This is a genomic window from Stenotrophomonas sp. PvP093 (assembly GCF_017876915.1).
Lineage (GTDB): Bacteria > Pseudomonadota > Gammaproteobacteria > Xanthomonadales > Xanthomonadaceae > Stenotrophomonas > Stenotrophomonas muris.
This window is the reverse complement of sequence record NZ_JAGIOX010000004.1, coordinates 958,307-974,530: the sequence shown is the minus strand read 5'-3', so window position 1 is coordinate 974,530 and position 16,224 is coordinate 958,307. Positions and strand designations below refer to the sequence as shown.

Genomic DNA, 16,224 nt, shown 5'->3' with positions numbered 1-16,224 from the left:
TCAGCCGCGGCGGCTCGCCCACTGCGCCAGCAGTACCGCCGTGGCCGAGGCCACGTTCAGGCTCTCCACCGCGCCGCTGCCGGGAATCGAGACCTGCTGGTCGCACGCTCCCGCCAGGCTGCGGTCCATGCCCTCGCCTTCGGCGCCCATCACATACACCAGGCGGGCCGGCAGCGAGGTGCGGAACACGTCGTCACCGCCCTCCACCAGGGTCGCCGCCAGGCCGAAGCCGGCCGCACGCAGCTGCGTCATCGCCTGGGCGGTCTCCGGCAGCTGCACCAGCGGCACCGCTTCTGCACCGCCCTCGGCCACGCGCGCGGCGGCACCGGACAGCGCCAGCGTGCTGCCGGCCGGCAGCAGCAGCGCCTTGGCGCCGAAGTGTGCGGCCGAGCGCAGGATCGCACCGAGGTTGTGCGGGTTGCCCACGCCATCAAGCCACAGCGCCAGCGCCGGGCCGTCGCCGACCTGCTCCAGCCACTGCGCCAGCGGCAGCGCCGGTGCGCGCAGCACATCGGCCACCACGCCTTCGTGGTGGGTGGTGCCGGCAAGCTTGTTCAGATCGCCGTCTTCAACCACGCGATACCCCACGCGGTTGGCCACGCACCACTTCAGCAGCGGCTGCAGGCGCGGAATGCGCGCCTCCAGCAGGTACAGCTTGCGCAGCGCCTGTGGCCGCGCTTCGAACGCGGCCAGCACGGCATTCAGGCCGTACAGGCGCAGCTCGTCGCTGCCACCGCGCCCACCACCGCCCGTGGCCGGCACCTCCGGGCGCGGCAACGGCGTTGCGCGCGGCGGACGGGCGGACGGGCGGCGGTTGTTCCAGGGGTTGTTCACTTACACACTCTCCTGCTTGCGCTGGCGCCAGAAATCGGCGTTCTTGATGCCCAGGGCATCAGGGTCGAACACCGGATCCAGGCCCAGCTTCTTCTGTCGTTCGTAGTCACGCAGGGCCAGCATCGCCGGCTTCTGGATGATGAGGATGGCAATGATGTTCAGCCAGGCCATCAGGCCGACGCCGATGTCACCCAGCGCCCAGGCCAGGGTCGCATTATGGAACGCGCCGAACACCACCATGCCGATGATGCCCAGGCGCAGCACCAGCACGGTCAGCGGGCGCTTCCTGTTGTGGTTCACATAGCTGAGGTTGGTCTCGGCCATGTAGTAGTACGCCATGATGGTGGTGAAGGCGAAGAAGAAGATGGCGATCGACACGAACGCCGAACCCCAGCCCGGCAGCACCGCTTCCACGCCGGCCTGGGCGTAGCCCGCACCTTCGGGAATGCCGGCCAGGCCCTGGAAGATCGGCGCGGCGCCCTCCACCGGCGAGTACACGTTGTAGGTACCACTGGCCAGGATCAGGAACGCGGTGGCGGTGCACACCATCATGGTGTCGAAGTAGATCGCGAAGGCCTGCACGTAGCCCTGCTTGGCCGGGTGCGAGACTTCCGAGGCGGCCGCTGCATGCGGGCCCGAGCCCTGGCCGGCTTCGTTGGCATAGATGCCGCGCTTGATGCCCCACTCCACCGCCAGGCCCATCATCGCGCCGAATGCGGCATGCGTGCCGAAGGCACTCTTGAAGATGATGCCGAACATTTCCGGCACGCGGTCGTAGTTGATGATCATGATGATGATGGCCATCAGGATGAAACCGGCGGCCATGAACGGCACCACCACTTCGGCGAAGTTGGCGATGCGCTTGACGCCACCGAAGATCACCACGCCCAGCAGCAGCGCCACCACGATGCCGATGCCCAGCTTCAGCGCCTGCACCGATTCCATGCCGAAGGCCTGGCCATCGAGCGGACCGCACAGCGCGGTGCCACGGCAGGCGTTGATGATGCTGTCGGCAATGGCGTTGGCCTGTACGCCCGGCATCAGGAAGCCGGCGGCGATGATCGTGGCGATGGCGAAGGCCAGCGCGTACCACTTCAGGCCCATGGCCTTTTCGATGTAGTACGCCGGGCCACCGCGGTAGCGGCCTTCGGCGTCCTTGGTCTTGTAGATCTGCGCCAGGGTGCATTCCACATACGACGTGGACGCGCCGAGGAAGCCCATCACCCACATCCAGAAGATCGCACCGGGGCCGCCGAAGGCGATGGCCGTAGCCACGCCGGCGATGTTGCCGATGCCCATGCGGCCGGCCATCGACATGGCCAAGGCCTGGAACGAGGACACGCCGGCGTCGGATTTCTCACCCTTGACGGTGAGGCGGCACATCTCGAAGAAGCCACGGATCTGCATGAAGCGCGTGCGCAGGCTGAAGAACAGGCCGGCGCCCAGGCACACGAAGATCAGTGCCTTGCTCCAGATGATGCTGTTGATGAAGTGTACGGTTGCTTCCACGCGCGCTCTCTCCAGTCGGCGGGTTGTAAGGACGTCCCGTCGGCTGGAAGGGACCGGTCGATTCTCCCTGATCGCAGGCCGCTGCGGTAGCGCTGTTTTGTAGAGCCGAGCCCATGCTCGGCTTGGCCCCCCGAGGGCAGCCGAGCATGGGCTCGGCTCTACAACGGCCAGCCCGCGTGTTCACGGCAGCTGGGTGCGTACCCGGGCGAAACGGCGAAGGTCGTGCAGCACGCCGCGCTTGTAGACCGCGCAGCGCTCCACGCCCTCCTCCTGGAAGCCGTTCTTCTCCAGCACCCGCGCCGAGCCGAGGTTGAAGTCGACGACCGTGGCCTGCAGCCTGAACAGGCGCAGCTCGTCCATCACCCACGGTGCGAACAGCCCGACCACACGGGTCATCACGCCGTGCCCCCAATAGGCCTGGCCCAGCCAGTAGCCCAGTTCGGCGGTGTGCCCACGCTCGGCCATGCCCTGCTGGGCAGCGACGCTGCCGCAGGCCTGGCCGTCGATCTCGATGGCCAGATTCAGGGTTCCGGGGGCCAGCACGCGGCCGGCGAGAAAGGCCTCGCCATCGGTGCGCGTGTACGGGTACGGGAAACGGTCGCGCAGGCCGCGCGACACCTCGGGATCGTTGGCGTGGCGCAGCAGCGATTCCAGATCATCCGGGCGCCAGGGGCGCAGCTGGAAGCCGTCGCCTCGAAGTGGCGTCAGAGCCCTTTCCCTTTGGGAAAGGGGTCCGACCCCGTCAGCGAGGGACCCGATCCCGTCGGTGTGCCGGTCAGGCATGGCCGCCCACCGACGGCGATTCCGCTTCCTGCTTCTCCAGCTCGCGCTTCACCGCTTCCGGCGAACGGGTGTACGGGGCAAGCCGCGCGTAGAACGCCGGCACCACGAACAGCGACAGGAAGGTCGAGAGGGTCACGCCGAAGATGATCACGATGCCGATCGTGCCACGGCTGGCCGAACCGGGACCACCGGCCACCACCAGCGGAATGGCGCCGACCACGGTGGCGATCGAGGTCATCAGGATCGGGCGCAGGCGCACCATCGCCGATTCAATGATCGCCTCGCGCACGCTGCGCCCATCGTCGCGCAGCTGGTTGGCGAATTCGACGATGAGGATGCCGTTCTTCGCGGCCAGGCCAACCAGCATCACGATGCCGATCTGGCTGAACAGGTTCACCGTACCGCCACTCACCCACAACCCGACCAGCGCGCCGAGCACGCCCAGCGGCACGGTCAGCATGATGGTGAGCGGGTGGATGAAGCTCTCGAACTGCGCGGCCAGCACCAGGTAGACCACCAGCAGGGCCATGGCGAAAGTGAGCAGCACGGCGCCACCGGCGCTCTGGTACTCGCGCGATTCACCCTTCCAGTTCACCTGCGCGTACTGCGGCAGCTCTTCCTGGGCCACGCTCTGCGCCCAGGCAATGGCCTCGCCCAGCGGATAGCCCGGCGCCAGGCCGGCACTGATGGTGATCGAGCGCAGGCGGTTGAAGCGGTTCAGGGTGCCGGCCTCGGCCACTTCGCTCAACGTGACCAGGTTGGACAGCGGCACCAGTTCGCCAGAGGTGGCGCGCACGCGGATCGCGGCCAGGTCGGCCGGGCTGGCGCGACCGTCACGTCCGGCCTGCACCAGCACGTCGTACTCCTCGCCATTGTCGACGAAGGTGGTGACGCGGCGCGAGCCCATCATGGTTTCCAGCGCCGAACCGATCGCGGTGACCGGCACGCCGAGATCGGCCGCACGCTGGCGGTCGATGTTGACCCGCATCTGCGGCCGGGTTTCCTTGTAGTCCGAGTCGGGGCCGACCAGGCCGGGGTTGTCGGCCATGCGCAGCAGGATGCGGTCGCGCCACTGCGCGATCTCCGCGTATTCCGGCCCACCCAGCACGATCTGGAACGGCTGCCCGCCGCTGCGCACCAGGCCGCCACCGACCTGGGTACGCACACGCACGCCACGGATGGTGTCCAGTTCCTTCTGCAGTTCGTTGGCCACGTCCGGCGTGGCCTCGCTGCGCTGGCGCCACGGCTGCAGGAAGATGCTGACGCGGCCGGTGTGCATTTCCTCGCTGGCACCGAAGCCACCGGGCACGCGCGGGTTGGCACGCACGATCGGCTTGTCCGGGCCGACATGCGGGGCCAGCAGCGCCTCCACCTGCTGCACCTGCTGCACGGTGTAGTCGTAGCCGGCACCTTCCGGGCCGTCGATCATGATCTGGAACGAACCGCGGTCTTCGGCCGGCGCCAGTTCCGAGGGCAGCAGCTTGAGCAGGCCCCAGCTGGCGACCAGCGCGGCCACCATCACCAGCAGGTAGATCCAGGTGCGGTCGACATGGTGATCGAGCACCCGCCCATAGGCACCCGCGAGGCGTTCCAGGTTGCGGTTGATGAAGCCGTGCAGGCCACGTGGCGCCTGCCCGGTGTGCGGCTTGAGCAGCTTGGAGGCCATCATCGGCGTCAGTGTGAGCGCCACGAACGCGGACAACGCCACGGCGGCGGCCAGCGCCACTGCCAGCTCGCGGAACAGGCGCCCGGTGTTGCCTTCCAGGAAGCCGACCGGCAGGAACACTGCCACCAGCACGGCGGTGGTGGCGATCACCGCGAAGGCGACCTGCGCGGTGCCGCGCTTGGAGGCCACCAGCGGTGGCTCACCCAGGTCGATGCGGCGCTGCACGTTCTCCACCACCACGATCGCATCGTCCACCACCAGGCCGATGCACAGCACCAGCGCCAGCAGGGTCAGCAGGTTGATCGAGAAATCGAACGCGTACAGCGCGATGAACGCCGCGACCAGGCAGACCGGCACCGTCACCGCCGGGATCAACGCGGCGCGGAAACTGCCGAGGAACAGCCAGATCACCGCCAGCACCAGGATCATCGCCTCCACCAGCGTGGCGTAGACGCGGTCCACCGCCGCTTCGATGAAGGTGGTGTTGTCGAAGGCGACGAAGATCTGCGTGCCCTTGGGCAGGGTCAGCGCGACCCGCTCGGCTTCAGCGCGCGCGGTACGCGCCACGTCCAGCGAGTTGGCCGTGGAGGTCTTGACGATGCCCAGGCCGATGCCCGGTTCGCCGTTGCTGCGGTAGTACGCGCGGCGTTCGGCCGAGGCCAGCTCGATCTTCGCCACGTCGCCCATGCGCACCACGTAACCGTCGCGGCCCTTGCCCAGCGGGATGGTCGCGAAATCTTCGGGCTTGATGTAGTTGCGCTCCACGCGCAGGGTGAAATCACGGTCGGTCGACTCGATGCGGCCGGCCGGCAGCTCCACGTTCTCGTTGCGCAGCGCGGTTTCCACGTCGCCGGTGGTCAGCCCGCGTGCGGCCAGCTGGTCCCGGTCCAGCCAGATCCGCATCGCATAGCGCTGGCGGCCGCCGATGCGGACCTGGGCCACGCCATCGAGGCTGGAAAAGCGATCGACCACGTAACGGTCGGCGTAGTCGCTCAGCTCCAGCGTGTCCATGGTCGAGGAGACCATGTTGAACCAGATGATGGGGTCGGCATCGCTTTCGACCTTGGCGATCTCCGGTGGCCGCGCCTCCTCCGGCATGCGGTCGGCCACGCGGCTGACCGCATCGCGCACGTCGTTGGCCGCCGCTTCGATATCGCGGTTGGAGGTGAACTCGATGCTGACCTGCGAGCGGCCGTTGGTGCTGCGCGCATTGATCGTATCGATGCCTTCGATGCCGGCCAGCGCATCTTCCAGCACCTGGGTGATGCGGCTTTCAATGACCGCCGCCGAGGCGCCGGTGTAGTCCACCGAGACCGAGACGATCGGCGGGTCGATGGCCGGCAGTTCGCGCAGGGTCAGGCGGGTGAAGGACATCACGCCCAGCACCAGCAGCAACAGGCTCATCACCACGGCGAACACCGGCCGCTGGATGGAGATGTCGGACAGCTTCATCCGCCGTGGCCCTCGGCCGCGGCCGGCGCAGCGTCTTCAGCGGGCTTTGCACCACTGGCGGGCGCTGCGTCCTTGGCGGCAACCTTCAGGCCCGGACGCAGCTTGCCGGTGCCATCGACCACGATGCGCTGGCCCGCTTCCAGACCCTGCCTGATCTCGACCACGCCGGCACGGCGCGCGCCAGTTACCACGTCCACACGCTCGACGCTGTCGTCAACCTTGATGCGGTACACGAAGGTATCGCGACCGACCTGCACCACGGCGATTTCCGGAATCACCAGCGCCGGGCGCTCGGGGCGGAACAGGCGCACGTCCAGCAGCATGCCAGGACGCAGCGCATGGTCGCCGTTGGCAAAGTCGGCGCGCACGGTCACGGCACGGGTGGCCGGGTCGATGCGCGCATCGATGGTGCTGACCACGCCCTCGAAGGTGCGGCCCGGCCAGGCCACGCTGGTGGCGCTGACCTTGTCACCGACGCTCAGCGCAGCCAGTTCCACTTCAGGCACCTGGAAATCGATGTGCATGTGCTCGATGTCATCGAGCGTGGCGATGACCGTGGTCGGGGTCACCAGCGAGCCAGGGCTGACCTGGCGGATGCCGAGCACACCGGCGAACGGCGCGCGCACACGGCGATCACCGATGTCTGCCTGCATCTGCATCACGCGCGCTTCGGCGGCATCGCGGATCGACTTCTGCGTATCCAGCGTGGCGCTGGACACCAGCCGCTGGGCGGCCAGCTCGCGCTGGCGCTTGTACAGCTGATCGGCTTCATGGAAGGTCGCCTGCGCCTGCACCAGTGCGGCCTCCTGGGCCTGCCCACGCAGGGTCACGATCGGCGCACCGGCAGCAATGTGCTGGCCGCTTTCGAAATGCACCTTCTCGACGATCTCGCTGACCTTGGCGGTCACGCTGATCGATTCGCGCGCCTTGGCCGTGCCAAGCGCCTGCAGGGTGTCGCTCCACTGACGGGACTGCACGACCTGCGCAGTGACCGGCACCGCTTCTCCCTGCCGACGCGCGGCGGCCTCCTGTTTGCCTGCGCACCCGGCCAGCACGGCCAGGCTGAGGCCAAGGGCCAGGGTCGAAGCGATACGAGCCAACATGAATGGTCCAAATTGATCCACGGCCGCCGAGTGTAGGCAAGTGCCCCTGAAAGCGGTATGTGCCAAGCGTTTACCGGCGTGGAACCAGGGCTGCGATAGCGCCTTGAACCCATTCCGTGCAAGGCTGCCATGGGCAGTGTCGGCGTGTATCGGGGTGTATCCCGTCGTGCACCGCCGGGTCAGTCATCGTAGAGTCGAAGCTGCCCGACGGAGGGCGTCGGGCGGGGACGGATCCTGGCGGGGATCCGGCCCCGTTTTTTTTACATCCGGCGGATCAATACCGGTAGTTCAGCTTCATCCACACGCTGCGCCCCGGCTCGTTGATGCGCACCGGGTCGCCCGGGAAGCCGAAGTCGGCGCTGCCGGCCAGGTTCAGGTGCTCGCTGTAGGCGCGGTCGAACAGGTTGTCGACGCCTGCGCTGAGCTGCAGCTGCGAACCGAAACGGTACGCCGCGTTGAGCGCGAAGGTGGCAAAGCCCGCGCTCGGCCCGAGATCCTGTGCGACCACGTTGCCCTGGCCATCTGCGACACGGTGCTGGTGGGTCACCGCGCGCAGCAGCGCACCGGCGCTCCAGCGCTGGCCTTCCCAGTTCGCACTCAGGCGCGCTTCCAGCGGCGGCATCTGCGGCAGCGGACGCTGCTGGTCGCGGTTCTCGCCCCAGGCATAGGCCAGCGTGCCACCCAGCTTCCACTGTTCGGCCACGCTCACTTCCAGCCCCGCCTCGGCACCGGCGATGCGCGCATCGACGTTGCTGGCCTGGCTCATCCCCATCGCGCCGCTGCGGTGGTAGGTGAACAGGATGTAGTCCTGGATCTGCCCGGCGTACGCCGAGACCCAGGCCTGCACGCGCGGTCCCTTGTACTGCAGGCCAGCGTCGAGCTGGGTGGTGCGCTCGGGCTGGATGCCGGCAAACGCGTTCACCGCATCGGCCGGGCCGTGGTCGGGCGAGAACAGCTCCCAGTAGTCGGGCATGCGTTCACTGTGGCCGAGGCCGGCGTACCAGGTCAGGCCGTCGGCCAGGTCCTGCTCGTAGCGCAGGAAGCCACTGCCGAGCCATTCCTTGCGACGCTGGCCCGCAGTCGGATTGGGCATGTTGCCCATCATTCCGCGGAGCGACTGCCGCTCGTCGCGCACGCTGGCGCGATCGATGCGCAGGCCGCTGATCCAACGCTGATCGGTGCCGGCGCCGAGGGTCAACTCGGTGAACACGCCATAGCGGCGGAAGTGGGCATCGGTCTCCCACGCCACCTGGCGATAGGTGCCGCGGCCCATGCCCATGCGCCCACGATGGCGGCTGTCTTCGCCGTCCACGCCAGCCACCAGCTGCACGTCCTGCCAGCGCCACTCGGAACTGACCCGGCCGCCCTGGGTACGGCGATCCACGTTCGAAGCCATCGGCATCGGCATCATGCTGTTCGGGTTCGGCGCACGCAGCGTATAGTTGTCCATCACGTGATCGGCCTCGTTGTAGTACACGTTGGCCTGCACCGTGTCCCACGCACCCGGCAGGTTGCGCTTCTCGAAGCGCGCGGCATAGCTGGTGCGTTCGAACGCGGCCCCGTCCATGCCGCGTCCCGCATAGCGTGCGATCGCATCTCCGGCACCGGCAGAAATTTCCAGCAGCGTGTCGGCATCCGGCGTCCAGCCGATCGCCACGTCACCGTTCCACTTGCGCCACTTCGATGGCACCACATCGCCGTGGCCGTCCTTGTAGTCATCGGCTTCGGAACGGTTGCCACTGGCGCGCACATAGCCGGTCGGGTTGCCCAGGGTCAGGTCCAGCACCTGGTCGTTGCGGTTGCGCGAACCGACCAGCGCACTGGCATCGGCACGCAGGCCCGGCTCTTCGAAACGCGGTGTATCGCGCTCGAAGCGTACGGTGCCAGCCGAGGCACCTGCGCCCCAGCGCACGCTCTGCGGGCCCTTGATGATGGTCAGCCGGTCGAAGCTTTCCGGCGCGATGTAGGACAGCGGATTGTCCATGCGCGACGGGCAGGCACCGATCAGGTTGCCGTCATTGCTGAGGATGTTCAGGCGCGAACCGAACATGCCGCGCAGCACCGGGTCACCGTTGGTGCCGCCGTTGCGGATGGCGGAGAAACCGGGAACGGTCTTCAGGTAATCGGCGCCATCACTGGCGGGTACCGGCTGCCGCGGCAGGCGTGGGTCGGTCACCCAGTGCAGTGGCGAGGACGGTGCGGCAGCGGTGACCACCAGGGTGTCGAGGGTACGCGCCTCTTCGGCGGGCGCGGCATGGGCGAGCGTTGCAGCTACGGCCAGGCCAAGGGCAACCGGCAGGCGCGCACAGGCGCCCGCGGGGCGGGAAGTCATTTTCATCGGAACAGCTCCAAGGTACGCACGCGCGCACGGCGCCCGGTCAGGCGTCGTGCGGCAGATTCGACAGGGACATCAGCGAACGATGGAGAAAGGCGGCGGCCCACGCGCGGCATGCGCCGGCCAGCACAGCGCGGGCAGCACCTGCCGCGACCAGGGGAACACCAGCCGCGGCCGCCACAACAGCGGCAACAGCAGCACCAGCACGGCCAGCCACGGCAGCAGGCGCATCGCCAGCACGCAGTATTCGCAGGCTTCGCCGTGCATGGCGTGGGGATCGGCCGGTGGGGCCGGATCCCTCTGCCCATGCAGAGGGCTCTGACCCAATCCGGCGCCATCATGATGCATGTGCGCGTGGTCCATGCCGGCCATCGCAGCGTGGCCCACCGATGGCGCCTTCAGCGCGCGGCTGACCAGCGGCGCAAGCACCATCAGCAGCGTCGCCAGGACGGCAAGCTGGAGCAGAAGGCGCTGCGGGCGGGACAGCCGGGTCATCCCGCTAGTGTAGAGCCGGGTCCAGGGTTGCCCGTGCGACGAACCGTCGCAGGAGGGGTTTATCGGCAGGGCTGCGCCCTGCACCTGCAGAGGCCACGTCCACGGCAAGAGCCGAAGCAACAGCAAAAGCAAAAGCTGGCTTCCTGTTGAATGGCGGGGCGGGTCCGGTTGCGGGAGACGCCGTAAACCCATCCATGGGGGCTTGGCCGCGGCATCCATGCCGCGGACACTCCCGCAACCGGACCCACCCCGCCTTCGACAGTTTCCTGCGGTCTGTTGGAACGGCTTTGGGGTCAGATCCGTTTTCCGAAGGAAAACGGATCTGACCCCAGATGTATTTCGATATCTGACAGCTTTCATCCACGCATGGCGTGGATCTACCGTGTCGACCAAGGTCGACACCTACCAACAGCCGCGAAGATCTGTCAGAGGTGGGGCGGTGTCGGAGTGCGGGGTGTCAGCCGCATGGATGCGGCTGCCAAGCTTACAGGGACGTACTTGCAGCGTCCCCGCACTCCGACACCGCCCCGCCAACCCACGGAATGCCACTTCTGCTGTTGCTGTTGCTGTTGCTTGAATGCCGCGGCAGGTGCAGGGCTGCAAGCCCTGCTCGACCAACCCCTCACACCGTGATGGTCTGGGTCAGTGATTCCCAGGTCGGTGGCACCGGCCACGCGGCCGCCTGGTTGCCATCCAGCACCCGCCGCAGGTCGCGCGGATCGATCTGCGGTGCCAGCACATGCACCAGTTCCAGCGCGTAATCACGCAGCACGCGGTCGCGCGGCAGCACCGCCCAGGCGATGCACTCGCTGATCGGGTCCGGCGCCGGCCACGACCTCAGGTCTTCGTCGTTGGAACTGACCGCCATTTCGGCCAGCAGGCCCACGCCCAGGCCGGTACGCACATAGGTCTTGATCAGATCGGCATCCAGCGCGGTCAGCGCCAGATCCGGCACCAGCCCGTTGGCGGCAAACGCACGCTGCAGCGACGAATTCGGGCGGGTCGAGGATTCGTAGCTGATCAATGGTTGCCGGGCCAGCGCGGCCAGGTCCGGTGCACGCCCGGCGCGGTCCAGCGGGTGGCCCTTGGGCACCACCACCAGGCGTCGCCAGCGGAACAGTGGCACCGCGATGCCATCGGTGGGCTCTCCCCCAGCGGTGCTGATGATGGCGATATCCGCGTCACCCTGGTTCAAGCGATCCAGCGCGTCGGCTTCACCGGCCTGCTGCAGGTGCACGCTGACCTGCGGGTAAGCCTGCTTGATCGCCGCCACCGCCGGCGGCAGCACGAAGCGCGCCTGGGTGTGGGTGGTGGTCAGGATCAGCTGGCCCTGGCTCTCGCGCCGCTGGTTGGCCGCGTAGGTGCGGATGTTGTTGGCCTCGGCCAGCACGGCGCGGGCGCGGGCGATCACCTCGGTCCCGGCCGGGGTGACCGACTCCAGGCTGCGGCCCTTGCGCACGAACAACAGGAAACCCAGCTCGTCCTCCAGCTGCTTGAGCTGCTTGGACAAGCCGGGCTGGGTGGCATGCACGCGCGAGGCGGCCAGCGTGATGTTCAGCTCGGCGTCGGCGATGGCAACCAGGTAGCGCAGCTGGGTCAGCGTCATGGGCAGGCAGGCGGCGTGGGGCGGAGGTCCACTCTAGGGTCAATTGCCGTCACCAGCTTATAACCAAAGGTTGTTTAAGAAAGGTATCTGGTCATTTCCGGGCGTCATATGCCGGCGCTACGGTCAGCCGGCAGCCGCTGGCCTGAACAGCCAGCCCTCCCCCTTCGCCCGCCGAAGCCCGGCGCGGCCCCGTTTCCGGAGCGCTTCCATGGCCCTGTACGACTCCATCCTCGACACCGTCGGCAACACCCCAATCGTCAAGCTGCAGCGTCTGGCACCGCCGCAGGTCAGCGTTTACGCCAAGGTCGAGTCGTTCAATCCGGGCGGCTCGGTCAAGGACCGCCTGGCTTTGGCGATCATCCTCGACGCTGAAGCGCGTGGCCTGCTCAAGCCGGGCGACACCATCGTGGAGGCCACCTCGGGCAATACCGGCGTGGCACTGGCGATGGTCGCCGCAGCGCGCGGCTACAAGTTCGTGGCGACCATGGTCGAGACCTTCTCGGTCGAGCGCCGCAAGCTGATGCGTGCCTATGGTGCCAAGGTGATCCTGACCCCGGCCGCCGAACGCGGCAGCGGCATGGTGCGCAAGGCAGCCGAACTGGCCGAACAGCACGGCTGGTTCCTGGCCAGCCAGTTCGCCAACCCGGCCAACCCGGCCTATCACCGCAACACCACCGCCGCGGAAATCCTGCGCGACTTCGCCGGCAAGCGGCTGGACTATTTCGTCAGCGGCTGGGGCACCGGCGGCACGCTCACTGGTGTGGGCGAAGTGCTGAAGGTCGCGCGCCCGCAGACCCGCATCATCGCCACCGAGCCGGCCGGCGCCGCCCTGCTCAAGGGCGATGACTGGAAGCCGCACAAGATCCAGGGTTGGACCCCGGACTTCGTGCCGGACGTGCTCAACCGCGATGTGGTGGACGAACTGGTCTCGGTCGAAGATGACCGCGCGATCGCCACCGCGCGCCGCCTGGCCGCCGAGGAAGGCATCTTCGTCGGCATCTCTGCCGGTGCCACCGTGGCCAGCGCGCTGGACGTGGCTGCCCGCGCCGAACCCGGCTCGGTGATCCTGGCGATGCTGCCGGACACTGGTGAACGCTATTTCTCCACACCGCTGTTCGCCGATGTCAACGAAGGCTCCGACGACGACTGGCTGGCCGGCCTGCCGTAAACCGCCCGGGGTCGGATCCCTTTGCCGCAGGGAAAGGGCTCTGACCCCACCCGCGTGGATCAGCGACAGGGGTCAGAGCCTTTCCCATGCGGGAAAGGATCTGACCCCGTTCTGCTTCAGCCTGCGTGAAGGCGTCGCCCGCCATCGTGCGTGAAGGCCGTCGGATCGCAGCGCGTGAGACGGTCATGACGCAGTATCGATGCCCTGTCCCCTACCGTGGGAACAGCCGGCGCAGATGCTGCGCGGATCACCTCACAGGCAGGAGACGGACGCATGAAGATCGAGGTTTGGCAGGGTGACATCACGACCCTGGCGGTGGATGCGATCGTCAACGCGGCCAACGAAACACTGCTCGGTGGCGGCGGTGTCGACGGCGCGATCCATCGCGCGGCCGGCCCCGCATTGCTGGCCGAGTGCGCGCAGTTGCCGGAGCTGCGCCCGGGCGTGCGTTGCCCGACGGGCGAAGTACGCGCTACCAGCGCCCATGCGCTGCCGGCGCGCCATGTACTGCACACGGTGGGCCCGGTCTGGCATGACGGCCAGCGCGACGAACCGGCGCTGCTTGCCAACTGCTACTGGAAGTCGCTGCAGCTGGCCGAGTCGCTGGGCGTGCAGTCGATCGCGTTCCCGGCGATCAGCTGCGGCGTCTATGGCTATCCGCTGTACCAGGCGGCGCAGATCGCAGTGACCGAAACACTGGCGTGGCAGCGCAGCCATGCGCAACCGATGCGCATCGTGCTGGTGGCGTTCAATACCGCTACGGCCAAGGCCTACCAGCAGGCGTTGAGCGCCGCCGGGCAAAGCGCGGACAGCGAACCGCGCGGGTCGATGCTGCCGCCCCTGGGCGATGCGGGTTTTGCCGCCGCGCACTGAATCCCGGTGCGCGACGTAAAGAAAAAGGCCGGGCAGTGCCCGGCCTTTTCCGTTGCACCGTTGTGCTCAGCCACGCATGGCGTGGGTCACGCTCAACGGCTGGCAGCTTCCACCGCGGCGGCGTCATCGGCCACGGCGGCTGCGTCGGCTGCGGCGCGTGCCGCCGAGGCCGCAGCCCCATCGGCGCTGGCGCCATCCACCTGCACGCGCACTTCCACCATGCCCGCGCCATTGTTCAGGCTGGACACGTCGACCGTGTAATGACCGGCCGGCAGGGTCTCTTCCAGGCGCGAATTGGTGCCGTTGCCACCATCGTCGTCGGTCAGCTCGACATCGCCGCCGACCACGCGCAGCACGGTATCAACCTGGCTGGAAATCGCATCCAGGCGCACATCGGCCGGGCGGTCCAGCGACAGCAGGAAGCGGCGACGGCCATCGTTGTCGAGCATCGTGTACACGCTGCCCGCCTTCGGCAGCGCCGTGCCATCGCGCTCGACCAGATTGCCGGGCAGCTCGATGCGGTTGGCCGACAGGGTGAACATGCCGCTGACGCCGTCGCCGAGGCCGCGCGCGGTCAGGGTGTACTTGCCCGGCTTCAGTGACAGGGTCAGACGCGAGTTGGTGCTGTCGCCGCCATCGTCATTCTCTGCATCCACGCCCTGGCCCGACAGCTTCAGCACCGGATCGAAGACATCCGACACCAGGCGGATCTCGTACAGGCCGGCCTTGTCCACCTGCAGGGTGTAGTCCTGGGAACCACCGGCCAGCATGTCGACGATCTCGCCGCTGCCCGCCAGCGGCTTGCCGTCGTACGGCACCAGCTTCTCGGCGCGCAGGCGGTAAGGACCGTAGTCGGTCGAGCCGTTGGCGTTGACCGCCACCTGGTAGGTGCCGCCACCGTTGGCACGGAAGGCCACCGAGACGTCGCCTTCGCGCTCGTAGCCGGTGTTGCTGCTGGCCACCAGGCTGCCGTTGTTGAACACGGCGATCGAGCCGCTCAGCGAACCGGTCAGCTTCAGCCCGACCAGCTGCTTGTCTTCCAGCTTGATCTGGTAGAGCTGGTGGTGGCTGCCGTCGTTGTAGTTGATGCCGCTGCGCGAGGTGATCTCGCCGGATACCGGCTTGTCGAAATCGAGTGACGCGGCCTTGCCCGCGTCCGCGCCGCCGCCGATGCGGTTGCAACCGCTGGCGACCAGGACCGTGGCAACGGCCAGTGTGATTGCTGCCAAACGCATGTTGTTTCTCCTTGGCCTTCCATGTGGTTCCCGCATACCGGCCAGGCACGCGGGGGCGGAAAAGATACCCGCAAAAGCAAACGCCGGCGTGATGCCGGCGCTGCCTTGTTCATCCGGCGATGGGACGGATCAACCGTTCCACTTGCCCAGCGCGGCCAGGCCGTTGTCCTTGGCGCGCTCGTACACCGTCTTCTGGGCAGCAGCGTAGTTGCCCTTCATGTCCTTGGCCCACAGCTTCAGCGCGGCTTGCTGCATGGCGCGGCCGTAGGAGAAGCTCAGCGGCCACGGCAGGTTGCCCAGCTGGTTCATCGCGTTCAGGTGCTCGGTGGACTGCTCGTCGCTCTGGCCACCGGACAGGAACACCACGCCCGGCAGGATCGCCGGCACGGTGCTCTTCAGGCACATCACGGTCGACTCGGCCACTTCCTCGACATCGGCCTGCTCTTCACAGTCCTTGCCGGAGATGACCATCGAGGCCTTCAGGATGGTGCCTTCCAGCAGCACGTTCTGCTGGTACAGCGCGTCGAACAGCGAGCGCAGGGTGGCTTCGGTGACTTCGTAGCAGGTTTCGATGTCGTGGTCGCCGTCCATGATCACTTCCGGCTCGACCATCGGCACCAGACCGCATTCCTGGCACAGCGCTGCATAGCGGGCCAGCGCATGGGCGTTGGACTCGATGCAGGTGCCCGACGGGATGCTCTCGCCGATGTTGATGACCGCACGCCACTTGGCGAAGCGCGCGCCCAGCTTGTAATACTCCTGCAGGCGCTCGCGCAGGCCGTCGAGGCCTTCGGTCACCAGCTCGCCCGGGCAGCCGGCCAGCGGGTGCGCCCCCTTGTCCACCTTGATGCCCGGAATCATGCCGTGGTCGGCCATGTACTTGGCGAACGGCACGCCGTCCTTGGTCGACTGGCGGATGGTCTCGTCGTACAGGATGGCGCCGGAAATGTGCTCGTTGAGCTTCGGCGTGGTCAGCAGCAGCTCGCGGTAGGCGCGACGGTTCTCCTCGGTGTTCTCGATACCGACGCCGGCGAAACGCTTGGCGATGGTAGCGGTGGATTCGTCGATCGCGATGATGCCCTTGCCCGGGGCGACCATGGCCTGGGCGGTTTCAGCCAGCTGTTCGATGCTCATGTATTTCCTGTGGCGGGTGCGGGAAAAACGT

At 67.5% G+C, this 16,224-nt stretch carries 12 protein-coding genes; 2 read left to right on the top strand and 10 right to left on the bottom strand.

What is annotated here, in order from left to right; all coding sequences use genetic code 11:
* From J3A72_RS07065 to J3A72_RS07030, 8 genes are all read right to left on the bottom strand, one after another.
* Complete coding sequence (locus tag J3A72_RS07065; RefSeq protein ID WP_046432259.1) at positions 1-834, bottom strand: TrmH family RNA methyltransferase; 834 nt, start codon at positions 832-834, stop codon at positions 1-3.
* Entirely contained in the window at positions 835-2,343 is a 1,509-nt protein-coding gene (locus tag J3A72_RS07060; RefSeq protein WP_014648223.1) for an alanine/glycine:cation symporter family protein, read from the bottom strand.
* A gap of 180 nt (positions 2,344-2,523) precedes the next feature.
* Complete coding sequence (locus J3A72_RS07055) at positions 2,524-3,126, bottom strand: GNAT family protein (RefSeq protein ID WP_075076060.1); 603 nt, start codon at positions 3,124-3,126, stop codon at positions 2,524-2,526.
* Entirely contained in the window at positions 3,119-6,244 is a 3,126-nt protein-coding gene (locus tag J3A72_RS07050; RefSeq protein WP_075076059.1) for an efflux RND transporter permease subunit, read from the bottom strand. The genes J3A72_RS07055 and J3A72_RS07050 overlap by 8 nt, the downstream gene beginning before the upstream one ends.
* Complete coding sequence (locus tag J3A72_RS07045) at positions 6,241-7,347, bottom strand: efflux RND transporter periplasmic adaptor subunit (protein WP_075076058.1); 1,107 nt, start codon at positions 7,345-7,347, stop codon at positions 6,241-6,243. The genes J3A72_RS07050 and J3A72_RS07045 overlap by 4 nt, the downstream gene beginning before the upstream one ends.
* A gap of 274 nt (positions 7,348-7,621) precedes the next feature.
* The gene (locus J3A72_RS07040; protein ID WP_075076057.1) at positions 7,622-9,685 is read right to left on the bottom strand and encodes a TonB-dependent copper receptor; all 2,064 of its coding nucleotides are present in this window, start codon (positions 9,683-9,685) and stop codon (positions 7,622-7,624) included.
* Between the two features lie 72 nt (positions 9,686-9,757).
* Positions 9,758-10,177, bottom strand: coding sequence for a DUF2946 family protein (locus tag J3A72_RS07035; protein WP_049440427.1), 420 nt, complete (start codon positions 10,175-10,177; stop codon positions 9,758-9,760).
* A gap of 622 nt (positions 10,178-10,799) precedes the next feature.
* Positions 10,800-11,783: a LysR family transcriptional regulator gene (locus J3A72_RS07030; RefSeq protein WP_010481448.1), complete on the bottom strand. Its 984-nt coding sequence runs from the start codon at positions 11,781-11,783 to the stop codon at positions 10,800-10,802.
* A gap of 208 nt (positions 11,784-11,991) precedes the next feature.
* Here J3A72_RS07030 and cysK point away from each other — a divergent pair, with 208 nt between their 5' ends.
* Entirely contained in the window at positions 11,992-12,951 is a 960-nt protein-coding gene (gene cysK / locus J3A72_RS07025; protein ID WP_046432270.1) for a cysteine synthase A, read from the top strand.
* A 273-nt stretch (positions 12,952-13,224) separates the two neighbouring features.
* Positions 13,225-13,824 (top strand): O-acetyl-ADP-ribose deacetylase, encoded by a 600-nt coding sequence (locus tag J3A72_RS07020; RefSeq protein WP_014648231.1) that lies wholly within the window; start codon positions 13,225-13,227, stop codon positions 13,822-13,824.
* Positions 13,825-13,916: 92 nt separating this feature from the next.
* On the opposite strand, the gene J3A72_RS07015 is transcribed toward J3A72_RS07020, so the two are convergent.
* Together J3A72_RS07015 and J3A72_RS07010 are read right to left on the bottom strand one after the other, a co-directional pair.
* The gene (locus tag J3A72_RS07015; protein ID WP_075075806.1) at positions 13,917-15,059 is read right to left on the bottom strand and encodes an ABC transporter substrate-binding protein; all 1,143 of its coding nucleotides are present in this window, start codon (positions 15,057-15,059) and stop codon (positions 13,917-13,919) included.
* Positions 15,060-15,188: 129 nt separating this feature from the next.
* A complete protein-coding gene (locus tag J3A72_RS07010; protein WP_014648233.1) occupies positions 15,189-16,193 on the bottom strand; it encodes a class I fructose-bisphosphate aldolase in 1,005 nt (334 codons plus the stop codon).
* Between the last annotated feature and the right edge of the window lie 31 nt (positions 16,194-16,224).